We start from the raw sequence: 14,170 nt of genomic DNA, 5'->3' as shown, positions 1-14,170 counted from the left end.
GTACCGGCATATTTGAGTACAAAGTTAACCGGAGGCTCATCTTCCGCCCATGTGCGCCGGTTAGGGTTCTGCGCATGACCCAGTCGAACCTCAGGATCAGCAAGGCCGTCATCCCGGCGGCGGGCCTCGGTACCCGCTTCCTGCCGGCCACCAAAGCCACTCCGAAGGAGATGCTGCCTGTCGTCGACAAGCCTGCCATCCAGTACGTCGTCGAGGAGGCGGTCGCCGCCGGACTCTCCGACGTCCTGATGATCACCGGTCGCAACAAGCGTCCCCTGGAGGACCACTTCGACCGCAATTACGAGCTGGAGTCGGCGCTGACCCGCAAGGGTGACGCCGAACGGCTGCGCAGGGTCCAGGAGTCCAGTGACCTCGCCACCATGCACTACGTCCGCCAGGGCGATCCGAGAGGGCTCGGTCACGCGGTGCTGTGCGCGGCTCCGCACGTCGGCGACCAGCCGTTCGCGGTCCTCCTCGGCGACGACCTGATCGACCCGCGCGACCCGCTCCTCGCCCGCATGGTGGAGATCCAGGAGCGTGAGGGCGGCAGCGTCATCGCGCTCATGGAGGTCGCGCCCGAACTGATCCACCAGTACGGCTGCGCGGCCGCCCAGCCGACGGCCGAGGGCGACGTGGTGCGGATCACCGGTCTGGTGGAGAAGCCCGAACCGGCCGAGGCGCCCAGCAATCTCGCCATCATCGGCCGCTACGTCCTGGACCCCGCGGTCTTCGACATACTGCGCAGGACCGAGCCGGGCCGCGGCAACGAGATCCAGCTGACGGACGCCCTCCAGCTCCTGGCCGAGGACGAGAAGATCGGCGGCCCGGTGCACGGCGTGGTCTTCAAGGGCCGCCGCTACGACACCGGTGACCGGAGCGACTACCTCCGTGCCATTGTCAGACTCGCGTGCGAACGTGAAGACCTGGGCCCGGAGTTCCGGACCTGGCTCCGCAGTTACGTCACCGAGGAGATGTAGCACCTTGAGCAGCACGATCTGGTCGGTGGACGAGCACCTGGAAGACATCCTCGCCACGGTGAGGCCGCTCGAACCCATCGAGCTGCAACTGCCCGAGGCCCAGGGCTGCGTCCTGGTCGAGGACGTCGTGGTGGAGATCGCCCTGCCGCCCTTCGACAACAGCTCGATGGACGGCTACGCGGTCCGCGTCGCCGATGTGGCGGGCGCCACCGAGGAGTTCCCCGCCGTCCTCACCGTCATCGGTGACATCGCGGCGGGCGACGCCGGCCTGCTCGGCGACCAGCGGGTCGGGCCGGGCGAGGCAGCCCGCATCATGACGGGAGCCCCGCTCCCGGCCGGTGCCGAAGCGGTGATCCCGGTCGAGTGGACCGACGGCGGTACGGGCGGCGGGCCCGCCGCCACGATGCGCGCCCACAGCGACGCCCCCGAGGGCGCGCGCGGCGAGGTCCGCGTGCACCGCCCGGCCGAGGCCCGCGCCCACGTCCGGGCCCGTGGCAGCGACGTGCGGCCGGGGGACATGGCGCTGCGCGCCGGCTCGGTGGTGGGGCCGCCCCAGATCGGCCTGCTCGCCGCGATCGGCCGCTCGACGGTGAAGGTGCGGCCGCGCCCCCGCGTCGTCGTCATCTCCACCGGCAGCGAACTGGTCCAGCCCGGCGAGGAACTGACCGGCGGCCAGATCTACGACTCCAACAGCTTCGCGCTGACGGCGGCCGCGCGCGACGCCGGAGCGATCGCCTACCGGGTCGGCGCCGTCTCCGACGACGCACTGACGCTCCGGGCCACGATCGAGGACCAGCTGATCCGGGCCGACATCGTCGTCACCACCGGCGGTGTCAGCGTGGGCGCGTACGACGTCGTCAAGGAGGCCCTGTCCCCGGCCGGTGACGAGGACGAGCCGGGCAGCGGCGTCGACTTCCGCAAGCTCGCCATGCAGCCCGGCAAGCCTCAGGGCTTCGGCTCCATCGGCCCGGACCACACACCGCTGCTGGCGCTGCCGGGCAACCCGGTCTCCAGCTACGTCTCCTTCGAACTGTTCGTACGGCCCGCGATCCGCACCCTGATGGGCCTGCCGGACGTGAACCGCCCGACCGCCAGGGCGTCGCTGGTCACGGACAAGGCCCTGTCCTCCCCGGCCGGCCGACGGCAGTTCCTGCGCGGGACGTACGACGCGGAGGCGGGCACCGTCACCCCCGTCGGCGGTTCCGGATCGCATCTGATCGCCGCTCTCGCCCAGGCGGACGCGCTGATCGTGCTGCCCGAGGACGTCACGTCCGCCGAGCCCGGCACGGACACCGAGGTGATCCTGCTCCGCTGAACGGCGCCCGGTGGCGGTACGGTGTCTGCCGCTGTGCCTTCCGGGGACACCCCCCGGACCCCGGGCCTGCACCCCGGTGCAGCACCGGGGCAACCGGCGCCCTACCGCTAGGCGGAGTTAGTTGAGTACGCAGAACAGGCTGACGCACATCGACGAGGCGGGCGCCGCCCGCATGGTCGACGTCTCCGCGAAGGACGTCACCGCGCGCGTCGCCCGCGCCAGCGGCCGGGTCCTCGTCTCGCCGCGCGTCGTCGAGCTGCTCCGGGGCGAGGGGGTCCCCAAGGGCGACGCCCTCGCCACCGCGCGCATCGCCGGGATCATGGGTGCCAAGCGCACCCCGGACCTGATCCCCCTCTGCCACCCCCTGGCCGTCTCCGGCGTCACGGTCGACCTCGGCGTGGCCGACGACGCGGTGGAGATCACGGCCACCGTGAAGACGACGGACCGCACGGGCGTGGAGATGGAGGCACTGACCGCGGTGTCGGTCGCCGCGCTCACCGTCATCGACATGATCAAGGCCGTCGACAAGTCCGCGGTCATCACGGATGTCCGGGTCGAGGCGAAGTCGGGCGGCAAGTCCGGCGACTACCGGCGCTCCGCGCCCGGCGGGGCGGACGCATGAGCGTCCAGGAGACGGCTTCCGCCGGTTACCGTGCCCTCGTGGTGACCGCGTCGAACAGGGCCTCCGCCGGGGTCTACGCCGACAAGGGCGGCCCGCTGATCGCCGAGGCGCTGGCCGGGCTCGGCTTCACCGTCGACGGACCGCAGGTCGTCCCCGACGGCGACCCGGTCGAGCAGGCCCTGCGGGCCGGGGTGGCCGCCGCGTACGACGTCATCGTGACCACCGGCGGTACGGGCATCTCGCCCACCGACCGCACCCCCGAGGCCACCCGCCGCATCCTCGACCACGAGGTACCCGGCATCCCCGAGGCGATCCGTGCCGAGGGCCGGGACAAGGTCCCCACGGCCGCGCTCTCGCGCGGTCTGGCGGGCGTGGCCGGCCGTACGCTCGTCGTCAACCTGCCCGGCTCGACCGGCGGGGTGCGTGACGGACTCGCCGTCCTCGACCGACTCCTGGTGCACGCCGTCGAGCAGCTCCGCGGCGGCGATCACCCCCGACCGGGGAGCCCGAGCTGAACGTCCCGACCTGGCCTGTGATCCTGGTGGACGGCGATGTCACCCTCCGGCCGATAAAGGCGCGTGACCAGCGCATGTGGCGCGAGGTCAACCGGCGTAACCGGGACTGGCTGCGCCCCTGGGAGGCGACGGTGCCGCCGCCCGCCCCCGGAGGCCCGGTGGCCCAGCGCCCCACGTATCGCCAGATGGTCCGTCATCTGCGCGCCGAGGCCAACGCCGGCCGGATGCTGCCGTTCGCCATCGAGTACGAGGGCCGGCTGGTCGGTCAGCTGACCGTGGCCGGGATCACCTGGGGGTCGATGTGCTCGGGCCACGTCGGCTACTGGGTGGACCAGGAGGTCGCGGGCCGTGGCGTGATGCCGACCGCGGTCGCCCTCGCCGTCGACCATTGTTTCCGCGCGGTCGGACTGCACCGCATAGAGGTGTGCATTCGTCCGGAGAACGGGCCCAGCCGCCGGGTCGTGGAGAAACTCGGATTCCGCGAGGAAGGGCTCAGGCCCCGCTATCTGCACATCGACGGTGCCTGGCGGGACCATCTGATCTACGCGCTCACCGCGGAGGAGGTCCCCGACGGGCTGCTCCGGAGGTGGCACCGATCACGTGCGGAGCGGCCGGGACGTCCTGAGTCGCCGGAGCGTCCTGAGCGGCCGGAGCATCCTGAACACCACACAAAATGAAATGTATGTTCGAAATTGATCGGGCGGCGAATGTAAACGAACGTACAAACGTCGCCTGTTGATCCGAACAATCACAAAAAAAGTCCGTGATATCAGCCAGATCGTGCGACACACCGCGCCAATTGGCGGATGCCTCCGCGCAAACCCCTCTACGGTGTGAGATGTGAGCAGCAGCGGCCTGATCTACGCAGTCATTGTCGGGGCCTGGGCCGCCTACTTGGTACCGATGTGGCTCCGCAGGCAGGACGAGCTCAACGAGGCCCGTCCTACGGAACGCTTCAGCACCGCCATCCGGCTGCTGTCCGGACGGGCGGCGATGGAGCGCCGGTACGCCAAGGAGCTGCGGGAGCGCACCGACGAGGAGGCGGCGCCCGACGCCGACCCGGACTCAGTCGCGGACCGAATGGATTCCGCCGACGTCCGGGCCTTTTCCGCGCCTCCGGCGCACACCGAGGCCCGGGTGCACGACCCGGCTCGTGCGCCGGAGCACCCCGCCCAGGAGCGCGCGGCGCAGAAGCGCCCGGCCCGTGAACGGCCCGCGTCCTCCTCCGATTCCTCCGCCCCCGAGCCCGCCCGGCGTCCGCGCCCCGGTGGAATCGACGCGGAACGCGCCCGGCGTGCGCAGCGCCTGCAGGTCCTCGCGCGGCGTCGGCGTACCACCGTCGTCCTCTTCCTCGGATTCACGCTCGGCGCGGTCGTCGCCGCTGTCGGCGGCCTCCGCCTGCTCTGGGCCCCCGCGGTTCCCGCGGTGCTGCTGAGCACGTACATCGTGCATCTGCGTGCCCAGGAGCGGCGCAGGTTCGCCTTCACCATGGACCGGCGCCGGGCGGAGGTCGCGGCGCAGCGGCTCCGCGAGAGCCGCCCCCGCCGCCACCAGCCGGCCGCGACGGCCCCCGCCGAGTCAGACGAGGACCCCGAGGCGCGCCACCCCGCCCCCGAGCCCACCCCCACGGTCTCGCCTCAGGAGGCGGGCCGCCGCGCGCTGGTCGAGCAGACGGACCACGCGGAATGGGTCGACCAGCAACGCGAGCGGGGCCGGGTCCAGGGCGACAGCTGGGAGCCCGTGCCCGTGCCGCTGCCGACGTACGTCACCGCCCCGGTCGCCCCGCGCGCCACGGGCGGCATCGAGGTCGGCAACCCGGAGACCTGGAGCGCGGCCCGTTCCAGCACCGCCGAACCCACCCAGCCGGCCGCCCCGCAGCAGGCGGCGCCCCCGGTGGATCCGGCGCCCCGCCAGCGCTCCGCCCAGTCCCGTCGCGCCCGCGAGCGGGGCCGGACACCGCTCTTCGACCAGTACGACGAGGACGACCGCCCCCGCGCGGCCAACGAGTGAGACGTCCGCCCCGCCCGCTGCGGCAGCGACTCGGCTGACCAGCGCGGAACGGATTTCCGAGCACCCCTGTCGGGGTGCTAAAGTTTCACTCGTTGCAAGGGCCTGTGGCGCAGTCTGGTAGCGCACCTCGTTCGCATCGAGGGGGTCTGGGGTTCAAATCCCCACAGGTCCACCGCAGCTCAGAGCCCCTACCGGGGAAACCCGGTAGGGGCTCTTTGGCGTTCCGGGGCTCTGGTGTCACCGGTGCGTGCGTGTTTCGGGCGTCGGCCTCGGCAGGCCGGTGAGCCGGACCACGCCTCCGCAGGAGTTCCGAGCGGCGGTGTGCTCCGCACCGACGACGTCAGTGCGCCCCGTCCAGCCGCGCCCGCTGCTCGTCCGTCAGCTCCAGGTCCACCGCCGCCAGGTTCTCCTTCAGCTGGGCCACCGACGACGCCCCGGTCAGCGGGATCACGGGCAGACGGCTGCCGATCTGCCAGGCCAGGACGACCTGGTTGATGCCTGCTCCCGTCTCGGCGGCGACCTCGCGCAGGACCGCGAGGCGGGCGGGAGTGCCGGGGTGGTCGTAGTCCTCGGGGAGCGGCTTGTCCGGGCGGGTGTACGCGCCGGCGAGCAGCGGTGAGTAGGCGACCAGGGCCAGGTCCCGTTCGGCGCGCAGATAGCTGAGCAGTTCTGGTCCGGCGTGGCCCAGGCTGCCGTCCTCGAAGAGGGGGCTGGGGACGTCGAAGCGGGGGCGCAGGTGGCTGTGCTGGTACTGCAGCACCTCGTAGCCGGGCAGCCCGGCGGCGGCCGCGAGTGCCCGGGCCCGCTCCACCCGCCAGACGGCGTGGTTGCTGGCGCCCAGCAGCCCGAGCGTGCCGGCCGCGCTCAGCTCCCCGAGCGCCTCGACCGTCTCGGCGAGCGGGACGGACCGGTCCTCGATGTGCGCGTACAGCAGGTCGAGCCGCTCCACCCCGAGGCGTTCCCGGCTGCGCTCGACGGCCTCCGTCACCGCCTTCGCCGACAGGCCCTCCGGGTTGTCGACGAACCCGGTTCCGGGGGCGAGGGGTTCGGCGCCCAGTTTGGTGGCGATGACGATCTCGTCCCCGACGCCGCGGCTGCGCCGCCACTTGCCGAGCAGCCGTTCGCTCTGACCGCCGAGGCCGCCCTCGACCCAGTACGCGTAGTTGTCGGAGGTGTCGATGAAGGTCCCGCCTGCCTCGACGAAGTGGTCCAGGATCGCGAACGAGGTCCTCTCGTCGGTGACCGATCCGAAGAGCATCGCGCCGAGTGCGAGGACGCTCACCTCGCGGCGGGTGGCGGGATCGGTGCCGATGGTGCGGTACTTCATGACGTTCCCCTCCGGTTCCGGCCGCCGTCCTCCGGCGGCCGCGGAGGTGAGTCTGCGTGCTGAAGTGCACTTCAAGGCAAGGGAGTCGAAGGGGATCAGCCGTGGGGGCGGTCGCCATCGCCTAGGCTGAAAGCGTTTACCCGATCGTGAGACTCTCCGCGTCGAGGAGCGACCAGTGACGGCAGGCATACCCGAACCCCAGCCCCCGATCGACACCAGCAGGCCGCACCCCGCCCGCGTCTACGACTGGTTCCTCGGCGGCAAGGAGAACTACCCCGCCGACCAGCAGTTCGGGCAGACGCTGCCGAAGGAGACGCGTGGGAACGCCGCGCGGAACCGGGCGTTCATGCACAGAGCCTCCGCCTGGCTGGCGCGCGACGGGATCGACCAGTTCCTGGACATCGGGACCGGCATTCCCACCGAACCCAACCTCCACCAGATCGTCCAGGCGATCACGCCGACGGCCCGGATCGTGTACGCGGACAACGACCCGATCGTCCTGCGCCACGCGGAGGCGCTCCTCGTCAGCACGCCGGAAGGTGCCACCGACTACCTTCACGCCGATGTGCGGGATCCGGAGGCGATCCTCGAACGAGCAAGGGGGATGCTGGACTTCGAGCGGCCGGTCGCCCTGTCGCTGATCGCCCTGATGCACTTCCTGCCGGACGACCAGGACCCGTACGGCATCACCCGCACCCTGGTCGACGCGCTGCCCACCGGCAGTTGTCTGGTCCTCTCGCACGGCACCGCCGATCAGCACCCGGAGCTGAAGCAGGAGACCGAGTCGGCGTACAAGAAGGGCGCCATCGCGCTGCGGATGCGTACGCGTTCCGAGGTCGAGCCGTTCTTCGAGGGGCTGGAGCTCGTCGATCCGGGACTCGTCCCCGCGACCGAGTGGTACCGGGAGGAGCCGGCGCCGGTCGTCGAGCGCAGTGGCTTCTACGTGGGTGTCGGGCGCGTGGTCCGATGAGCGGCCGGTTCACGGCGGAGGACGGCACCCTGCTCGCGTACGACGACCAGGGGCCGGGCGGGGATCTGCCGCCCGTCGTCCTCGTCCACGGGCATCCGTTCAACCGGACCATGTGGCAGCCGCAGACCACCACGCTCGTCGCGGCCGGATACCGGGTGATCGTGCCCGACCTGCGCGGGTACGGGGAAAGCGGCGTCGTACCCGGCCGCACGCTGCTCGCGGACTTCGCCGACGACATCGCCGCGCTGCTGGACCACCTGGGCATCGCGCGGGCCGTCGTCGGCGGGGTGTCCATGGGCGGGCAGATCGCCATGGAGTTCCACCTCGCCCACCCGGACCGGGTGACGGCGCTGGTTCTGGCCGACACGTCCCCGGTCGCCGAGACCGAGGACGGCAAGGAGTTCCGCAATCGCGTCGCCGACCGGCTGCTCGCCGAGGGGATGGGCGGGTACGCGGATGAGGTGATCGACAAGATGCTGGCCCCGTACAACGTCACCGCCCTGCCCGAAGTCGCCGCTCAGGTGCGGGAGATGATGCGGGGCACCGCTCCTGAGGGGGCGGCGGCCGCGCTGCGGGGGCGGGCCGAGCGGCCCGACTACCGTGACTCGCTCGCCGGGGCCCGGGTGCCGGTGCTCGTCGTTGTCGGTGCGGACGACGTCTACACGCCGGTCGCCGAGGCCCGGGTCCTGCACGGGCTGATCCCGGACGCGGAACTGGTCGTGGTCGAGGGTGCCGGTCACCTGCCCGGTCTGGAGCGGCCGGAGGCGTTCGACCACGCGGTGGTGCGGTTTCTGGCAGGGGTGGAGAGCGCTTAGGGCCGGAGCGGCTTCGCGAAGCACCGGCTGCTGTCGTACGTCCGGTAGTGGCCGAACTTCTCGCAGGGCTCGTAGCCGCTGGAGAGGTACAGCGCGATGGCCTCGGGCTGCTGATCGCCGGTCTCCAGCACCATGCGGGTGCGGCCCGCGGCACGGGCGTCGGCTTCCAGGGCGGCCAGGATGCGGCGGGCCAGGCCCTGGCCGCGGCCCTCGGATATCACGAACATCCGCTTGAGCTCGGCGTCACCGTCCGAGTAGCCCTCGGCGTTGCGCTCCTGCGAGCGCCAGCCGCCGGTGGCGACGGGGCGGTCCGACGCGTCGTAGGCGAGCAGGTACAGCCCGTGCGGCGGGTCGAACATCGTGGCGTCCAGCGGTGTGATGTCGCCCTCGTCGCCGTAGCGCTCGGCGTACTCGAGCTGCACGAGATCGTTGAGTTTGACGGCATCGGGATGATCGTAAGGGCACGGCCGGATAATCATGCGACATATGGTACATGTATGCGGGCCCTGGGGTCGGTATCGTGCCGGAATGCTCACTGTGACCTCTGACAGCGTGCTGAGCAGTCCCCGAAATCCTCTGAATCTGAGGAGCATGTTTTGCTCACTGTGACCTCCGTGAATGTAAACGGTCTCCGCGCCGCCGCGAAAAAGGGCTTCGTCGAGTGGCTGGCGCAGACCGACGCCGACGTGATCTGCCTCCAGGAGGTGCGGGCCGAGCCGGAGCAGCTGCCCGACGAGGTGCGTGACCCCGAGGGCTGGCACACCGTCCACGCGCCGGCCGCCGCCAAGGGCCGGGCCGGGGTCTCGCTCTACTCCCGCCGGGCGCCGGAGCGCGTACAGATCGGCTTCGGCGGATTCGGCGACGAGGGCAGCGAGGAGTTCGACGCGAGCGGCAGGTACGTCGAGATCGACCTGCCGGGCGTCACGGTCGCGAGCCTGTACCTGCCCTCAGGCGAGGTCGGCACGGAGAAGCAGGACGAGAAGGAACGCTTCATGGCGGCCTTCCTGCCCTACCTCGCCGGCCTCAAGGCGCGGGCCGCCGGCGAGGGCCGCGAGGTCGTGGTGTGCGGCGACTGGAACATCGCCCACCAGGAGGCCGACCTGAAGAACTGGAAGGCCAACAAGAAGAACTCCGGCTTCCTCCCCGAGGAGCGGGAGTGGCTGACCCGGGTCTTCGGCGAGGCCGCGTACGTCGACGTCGTGCGCGCCCTGCACCCGGATGTGGAGGGGCCCTACTCGTGGTGGTCCTACCGCGGGCGCGCCTTCGACAACGACGCGGGATGGCGCATCGACTACCAGGTGGCGACCCCGGGACTGGCCGCGCGCGCCGTGAAGGCCTGGGTCGAGCGGGCCGCGACGCACGGGGAGCGGTGGTCCGATCACGCGCCGGTGACAGCTGTTTACGACGTCCGGTAGGCCGGACCCTCTAACTCGCTTGCCCTCCGGTGATCCTGAGGGCCAGGACCGGGCAGTCGGCAGCGGCCCTCCGGGCGCGTTTCAGGGTCCGCCTGGGGAGCGGGCCCTGGCGGAACAGGGGGTAGCCCCACTCGTCGGGCGTGATGTGTTCGGGGAGCAGTTCCGCGCACAGCCCGTGGGCCCGGCAGGTGGTCCAGTCGACGGCGAGTTTCAGGTCGGCTTCCATGTCAGCTCCGGTACTCGGGGACGGGCAGCAGGGGGCGGTGGTCGGATGCCGTGCAGCGACCCGCGGCGTGGGCGTCGAGTTCGGTGCCGAAGACGGTGAGTGCGCTGCGGACCAGGCGGACCGTGCCGTCGGGGTGCCGGCAGGCGCCGCGGCCCTCGACGAGTCCGGCCCAGCGGCTGACGTCCCTGCGGCCGGTGCCCTGCGGGCCGGGTGCGGCCAGCGTCCGGAACGCGGCGGCGATACGGGGCAGGCCGTTGAGGCAGGGGCCGCACTGCCCGGCCGATTCGAGGGCGAGGTAGCGCAGCACGCGGGCCGTCTCGGCGAGTCCGCAGCGGTCGGCGGGCAGTGCGACGAGGACGCCCGCTCCCAGCTCGGCAGCGGTCAGGGTGCGGGTCGCGGCCTCGGCTGCTGTGAGCCAGGTGCCGTGGTATCCGCCGACCAGCACCGCGCCGGCCGGCGGCAGCAGCCGGTGCAGCGGCGTTCCGAACGGTGCTTCCGAGACATGTACCTCCCGGCCGGGCGCGTACACCGTGCACAGGGCGCTGCCCGGCTCGGCCGGTGTGCCCTGCGAGCGGAACCAGGGGGCGCCGTAGCGGGCGATCAGGGCGAGGTGTGCGAGCGTCTCGACGTTCTGGACGAGGGTCGGGGCCCGTCGCACGCCCTGTTCACGGACCGGGGGGTGCTGGTCGCGGGGCAGGGCGGCATGCCCGGACAGGTACTCGGCGAGGGCCGATGACTGGCCGGAGAGGAAGCGCTTCGGGACCCGGACGATGCGCACGGGCAGTGGGTCGCGGCGCTCGGTGAGTGCGGCCTCCAGGGGGGCCGTGTCTGCCTCGACGGCGAGGTACACCTCGCCCGCGCCGACCATTTCGGCGGCCAGCTGGAGTCCGTCCAGGACGAGGTGCGGTGAGAGTCGCAGCAGCGTCCTGTCCTTGTGGCTGGCGGGCTCGCCCTCGGCGCCGTTCCCCACGACGACCGGGACGCGACCGGTGCGGCGGGCCGACGCGATGACGGCGGCCAGCTTCCGGTGCGTGGGGAAGGCGGCGCCGCCGCGGCCCGTGAGGCCTGCCTCGGCGAGTACGTGCAGCAGGTGCGCCGGGTTGCCGTACGGCACGGGGCCGTAGTGGCGCAGGTGGGAGGCGTGGCCGCTCGGGACGCCCCCGGGTGCCAGCAGACGGGGTGACGGGTGGAACCCCGTGGTGGGCGTGGTCATGGGCGAGTTCCCGCCGTCGTTCGAAGTTCGGCCGTAAGGAGAAGGGCGGCGGGGGTACGCCTGGAGGCGCGGACCGCGTGGGCCACGCGGAAGCCGAAGGCGGCGAGTACGGCGGCCACGCAGGAGATGGTCAGCCACAGCAGCCAGTCCGCGCCCGTGTCCGTGCCGATGCCGATGCCGTGGACGACGGCGACCGGCCAGGAGGCGTACGCCAGCCAGTGGACGGCACGCCACGTGCGCAGCCCGATCCTCGCCCGCAGCAGGCTGGTCACCAGCACCGCGAGCATCAGGTCCAGGGCTACCGTTCCCAGGCCCAGCCAGAGGGGCTGGTAGGCGGAGGTGAACGGGACGAGGACGTCGAGCACGGTGATGTCGACGTAGCCGTCCACGACCGCGGACGTGATGTGCAGGGCGAGGAAGGCTGTGGCGGAGAGGGACAGGACGCGGTGAAGAGAGACCGTCCCGAACCTCGGGAGTCCGGGGAGCCGGACTCTCAGCCGTACGGCGATGCCCAGCAGGACGACGACCGTGAACAGGAACAGGCCGGCTGCGCCGGAGGCTCTGTTGGCGTACCAGAGGACTGACGAGTCGGTCATGCCGCAGCCCCGGTCGGGGCCGGGGATGCCGGTCCCGGCTCGGAGGAGGGTGTGGGCCAGCCCGGGGTCGTGACCACCGTGCCGTCGTTCGCCACGAGTCTCGCCGGCAGGCCCAGCCGTGCCAGCCGGTGCTCGGCGCCCGCGCCGTTCACCAGTGCCGCGGTGCCGGCGGCGTTGGCGTCGGCGCAGGTCGCCGCGGCTACGGAGACCGTGCGCCACGGGCCCCGGGCGGGCAGGCCGGTGCGCGGGTCGACGATGTGGTGGAGCTCCTCGCCCCCTCGGCGCCAACGGCGGGCCGTGGTGCCGGACGTCGCGAGGCCGCCGCCCCTGATACGGATCGTGGTGGACGGACCCCGGGCGGGCATCTCGTCGACCGGGCCCGTGGCGTCCTGGACGCGGACGCGCCAGCCGCCGCCCGGAGGCGGGCCCGCGACAGCCGTGTCGCCGCCCAGGCTCACCAGGACTCCGCACCCAACCGCCTCGGCGAGCTTCGCCGCCGCCGTGTCCGCGGCCCAGGCCTTCGCAGTGGCTCCCAGGTCGAGACGGACGCCGGGCGGGACGGTGACCGTGCCGGCCGTGCGGTCCAGCGTCACGAGGCGCCAGCCCGGGACAGGGCGCGCGGCGGGCAGGGCGGTGCGGACGTCCGGCGGGAGCCTTGAGAAGTCCCGGTCGTAGCCGAGGGCGTTCATCGCCGAGCCGACCGTCGGGTCGACGGCGCCGTCCGTCGCCTCGGCGGCGCGCAGCGCGACGGCCAGGGCCTCCGCGAGCAGTGGGCCGACCTCGACCGGACGGCCCGCGCTGTTGTCGACCGCGACCAGTTCCGAGTCCTGCCGGAAACGGCTGCACGCCGCGTCGACCTCGGCGAGATGCCGGGCGAGCAGCCGGCGGCACGAGCCCAGTGCGGCCGGGTCGGTGGTGACCAGGCGGACGCTCGTCCCCAGGGCGCGCCAGTCGGCCGCGGCGGTCATGAGGCCCCCGATGTGGAGTCGGGAAAGCCGCCGCCGTCGTCGTAGGAGGTGGGGTTGTCGGACGGTGGCTGCAGGGCCGGGCCGGAGCCGTCCGAGGAGTACCCCGAGCCGGACGGGTCCGAGCCGTCCGACGGGTCCGAGTCCGACGCGGACGGAGGCGAGGGCGAAGCCGAGGGTGAGGACGAACTCGTCGAACCTGTCGATGAGTCCGTGCCGCCGCTCGCCGCCGTGTCCGCGTCCGCGGACATCGTGCCGACCAGGGTGAACATCCCGGCGGCCGCCGCCAGCGTCACCCCCGCCGCTGCGGCCGCCGTACGTCGCGTGCCTCTGCGGACCGCTGCGTCGGCCACCCGCTCGCTGTCTGTCATGGCTGCTTCCCTCCGGACGACGCTCTGTCGCGTCCTACGATCCGGGAGCAATGTGAGAGAAGTCTGTGAAGGACCCGACGCCCGGGCGGCAGCCTCTGAGAGACGCATTAATTTTAGACTTCAACATCATCTGCGAGAACTTCCGGCCGCTACTCCGGCCGCTACCCCGGCCGTCACTCCGGCCGTCACGCGGGCGGCTGCGCCTCCGCGTCGCGGCGCAGGCGCCGGTCCAGGGCCATGGAGAGCTCGGCGTCCACCACCGCGCGGGCCAGCGGGCGCAGTTGGGGCGGTTCGGCCTCCGTGCTGTGGGCGCGCAGGGTCGCCACGAAGAGGTCGGCCAGGGCGTCCGCGTGCTCGCGGACCCGGCGGCCGGAGGCGAGGACCTCGGCGAGCGGGACCCCTTCGCGGACGAGTTCGGCCGACACCTCCAGCAGGCGGCGGCTGATGTGCACGATCTCGTCGCCGTCCGTGCCGAGGTAGCCCAGTTCCATGGCCGTCGCCAGGTTCTCCGGCGTGGACTCGTCCTTGAAGTAGTCCGCCAGTTGCTCCGGTGTGAGCCGGACCGGGGTCTCCTCGGTCGGTTCGCCCAGGCCCAGCACCTCGGCGACGTCGCGGCCGCTCTCGAAGGTGCGGGCCAGGTCGGCGATTCCGGTGAGGGTGTGGCCGCGCTCCAGGAGGCCGGCGATGGTGCGCAGCCGGGCCAGGTGGTGGTCGTCGTACCAGGCGATGCGGCCCTCGCGCCGGGGCGGTGAGATCAGGCCGCGTTCCCGGTAGAAGCGCACGGTCCGGACGGGGATGCCTGCCTCCTTGGCCAGCTCCTCCATGCGGTATTC

Annotated in this window: 17 protein-coding genes and 1 tRNA gene; 10 read left to right on the top strand and 8 right to left on the bottom strand. The window is 72.2% G+C overall.

Annotated elements, in window-relative coordinates; translation table 11 throughout:
* Positions 1–74: 74 nt before the first annotated feature.
* The 7 genes from galU to ABT025_RS10865 all read left to right on the top strand — a co-directional run bounded on the left by galU (position 75) and on the right by ABT025_RS10865 (position 5,611).
* Positions 75–977 (top strand): UTP--glucose-1-phosphate uridylyltransferase GalU, encoded by a 903-nt coding sequence (gene galU, locus ABT025_RS10895; protein ID WP_350992249.1) that lies wholly within the window; start codon positions 75–77, stop codon positions 975–977.
* 4 nt (positions 978–981) lie between these two features.
* Positions 982–2,292 carry a molybdotransferase-like divisome protein Glp gene (gene glp, locus ABT025_RS10890; protein WP_350992247.1) on the top strand — a complete coding sequence of 437 codons (1,311 nt, stop codon included), beginning with the start codon at positions 982–984 and terminating at the stop codon, positions 2,290–2,292.
* Between the two features lie 121 nt (positions 2,293–2,413).
* Positions 2,414–2,914, top strand: a complete 501-nt coding sequence (gene moaC / locus ABT025_RS10885) for a cyclic pyranopterin monophosphate synthase MoaC (RefSeq protein WP_350992245.1) — start codon at positions 2,414–2,416, stop codon at positions 2,912–2,914.
* Positions 2,911–3,429 carry a MogA/MoaB family molybdenum cofactor biosynthesis protein gene (locus ABT025_RS10880; protein WP_350992243.1) on the top strand — a complete coding sequence of 173 codons (519 nt, stop codon included), beginning with the start codon at positions 2,911–2,913 and terminating at the stop codon, positions 3,427–3,429. The genes moaC and ABT025_RS10880 overlap by 4 nt, the downstream gene beginning before the upstream one ends.
* A 17-nt stretch (positions 3,430–3,446) precedes the next feature.
* On the top strand, positions 3,447–4,106 hold the full coding sequence (locus tag ABT025_RS10875) for a GNAT family N-acetyltransferase (protein ID WP_350992241.1): 660 nt from the start codon (positions 3,447–3,449) through the stop codon (positions 4,104–4,106).
* Positions 4,107–4,269: 163 nt separating this feature from the next.
* A complete protein-coding gene (gene sepX / locus ABT025_RS10870; RefSeq protein WP_350992239.1) occupies positions 4,270–5,439 on the top strand; it encodes a divisome protein SepX/GlpR in 1,170 nt (389 codons plus the stop codon).
* Positions 5,440–5,537: 98 nt separating this feature from the next.
* Positions 5,538–5,611 (top strand) — tRNA-Ala (locus ABT025_RS10865).
* A gap of 168 nt (positions 5,612–5,779) precedes the next feature.
* Here the strand turns inward: ABT025_RS10865 and ABT025_RS10860 are convergent.
* Positions 5,780–6,766 (bottom strand): aldo/keto reductase, encoded by a 987-nt coding sequence (locus ABT025_RS10860; protein WP_350992237.1) that lies wholly within the window; start codon positions 6,764–6,766, stop codon positions 5,780–5,782.
* Between the two features lie 175 nt (positions 6,767–6,941).
* On the opposite strand from ABT025_RS10860, the gene ABT025_RS10855 reads away from it, so the two are divergent.
* Together ABT025_RS10855 and ABT025_RS10850 are read left to right on the top strand one after the other, a co-directional pair.
* Entirely contained in the window at positions 6,942–7,736 is a 795-nt protein-coding gene (locus ABT025_RS10855) for an SAM-dependent methyltransferase (RefSeq protein ID WP_350992235.1), read from the top strand.
* Positions 7,733–8,551 (top strand): alpha/beta fold hydrolase, encoded by an 819-nt coding sequence (locus ABT025_RS10850; protein ID WP_350992233.1) that lies wholly within the window; start codon positions 7,733–7,735, stop codon positions 8,549–8,551. The genes ABT025_RS10855 and ABT025_RS10850 overlap by 4 nt, the downstream gene beginning before the upstream one ends.
* On the opposite strand, the gene ABT025_RS10845 is transcribed toward ABT025_RS10850, so the two are convergent.
* Entirely contained in the window at positions 8,548–9,030 is a 483-nt protein-coding gene (locus tag ABT025_RS10845) for a GNAT family N-acetyltransferase (protein ID WP_350992231.1), read from the bottom strand. The two genes, ABT025_RS10850 and ABT025_RS10845, sit on opposite strands and share 4 nt — an antisense overlap.
* A 117-nt stretch (positions 9,031–9,147) precedes the next feature.
* Between ABT025_RS10845 and ABT025_RS10840 the strand changes: the two genes are divergently transcribed.
* Positions 9,148–9,966, top strand: a complete 819-nt coding sequence (locus tag ABT025_RS10840) for an exodeoxyribonuclease III (protein ID WP_350992229.1) — start codon at positions 9,148–9,150, stop codon at positions 9,964–9,966.
* A gap of 10 nt (positions 9,967–9,976) precedes the next feature.
* Here ABT025_RS10840 and ABT025_RS10835 read toward each other — a convergent pair whose 3' ends face one another.
* The 6 genes from ABT025_RS10835 to ABT025_RS10810 all read right to left on the bottom strand — a co-directional run bounded on the left by ABT025_RS10835 (position 9,977) and on the right by ABT025_RS10810 (position 14,161).
* Positions 9,977–10,192, bottom strand: a complete 216-nt coding sequence (locus ABT025_RS10835; protein WP_350992227.1) for a ferredoxin — start codon at positions 10,190–10,192, stop codon at positions 9,977–9,979.
* Position 10,193: 1 nt separating this feature from the next.
* Positions 10,194–11,405 (bottom strand): NADH-ubiquinone oxidoreductase-F iron-sulfur binding region domain-containing protein, encoded by a 1,212-nt coding sequence (locus tag ABT025_RS10830; RefSeq protein WP_350992225.1) that lies wholly within the window; start codon positions 11,403–11,405, stop codon positions 10,194–10,196.
* Entirely contained in the window at positions 11,402–12,001 is a 600-nt protein-coding gene (locus ABT025_RS10825) for a ferric reductase-like transmembrane domain-containing protein (RefSeq protein ID WP_350992223.1), read from the bottom strand. Before ABT025_RS10825 ends, ABT025_RS10830 begins: the two co-directional genes overlap by 4 nt.
* Positions 11,998–12,969, bottom strand: a complete 972-nt coding sequence (locus ABT025_RS10820) for an FAD:protein FMN transferase (RefSeq protein ID WP_350992220.1) — start codon at positions 12,967–12,969, stop codon at positions 11,998–12,000. The genes ABT025_RS10825 and ABT025_RS10820 overlap by 4 nt, the downstream gene beginning before the upstream one ends.
* Entirely contained in the window at positions 12,966–13,337 is a 372-nt protein-coding gene (locus ABT025_RS10815; protein WP_350992218.1) for a hypothetical protein, read from the bottom strand. Before ABT025_RS10815 ends, ABT025_RS10820 begins: the two co-directional genes overlap by 4 nt.
* A 185-nt stretch (positions 13,338–13,522) precedes the next feature.
* Positions 13,523–14,161, bottom strand: a complete 639-nt coding sequence (locus tag ABT025_RS10810; RefSeq protein WP_350992349.1) for a MerR family transcriptional regulator — start codon at positions 14,159–14,161, stop codon at positions 13,523–13,525.
* Between the last annotated feature and the right edge of the window lie 9 nt (positions 14,162–14,170).

The sequence above is a fragment of the Streptomyces sp. NPDC002809 genome (genome assembly GCF_040295435.1).
Lineage (GTDB): Bacteria > Actinomycetota > Actinomycetes > Streptomycetales > Streptomycetaceae > Streptomyces.
This window is presented reverse-complemented; position numbering and strand designations above follow the sequence as displayed.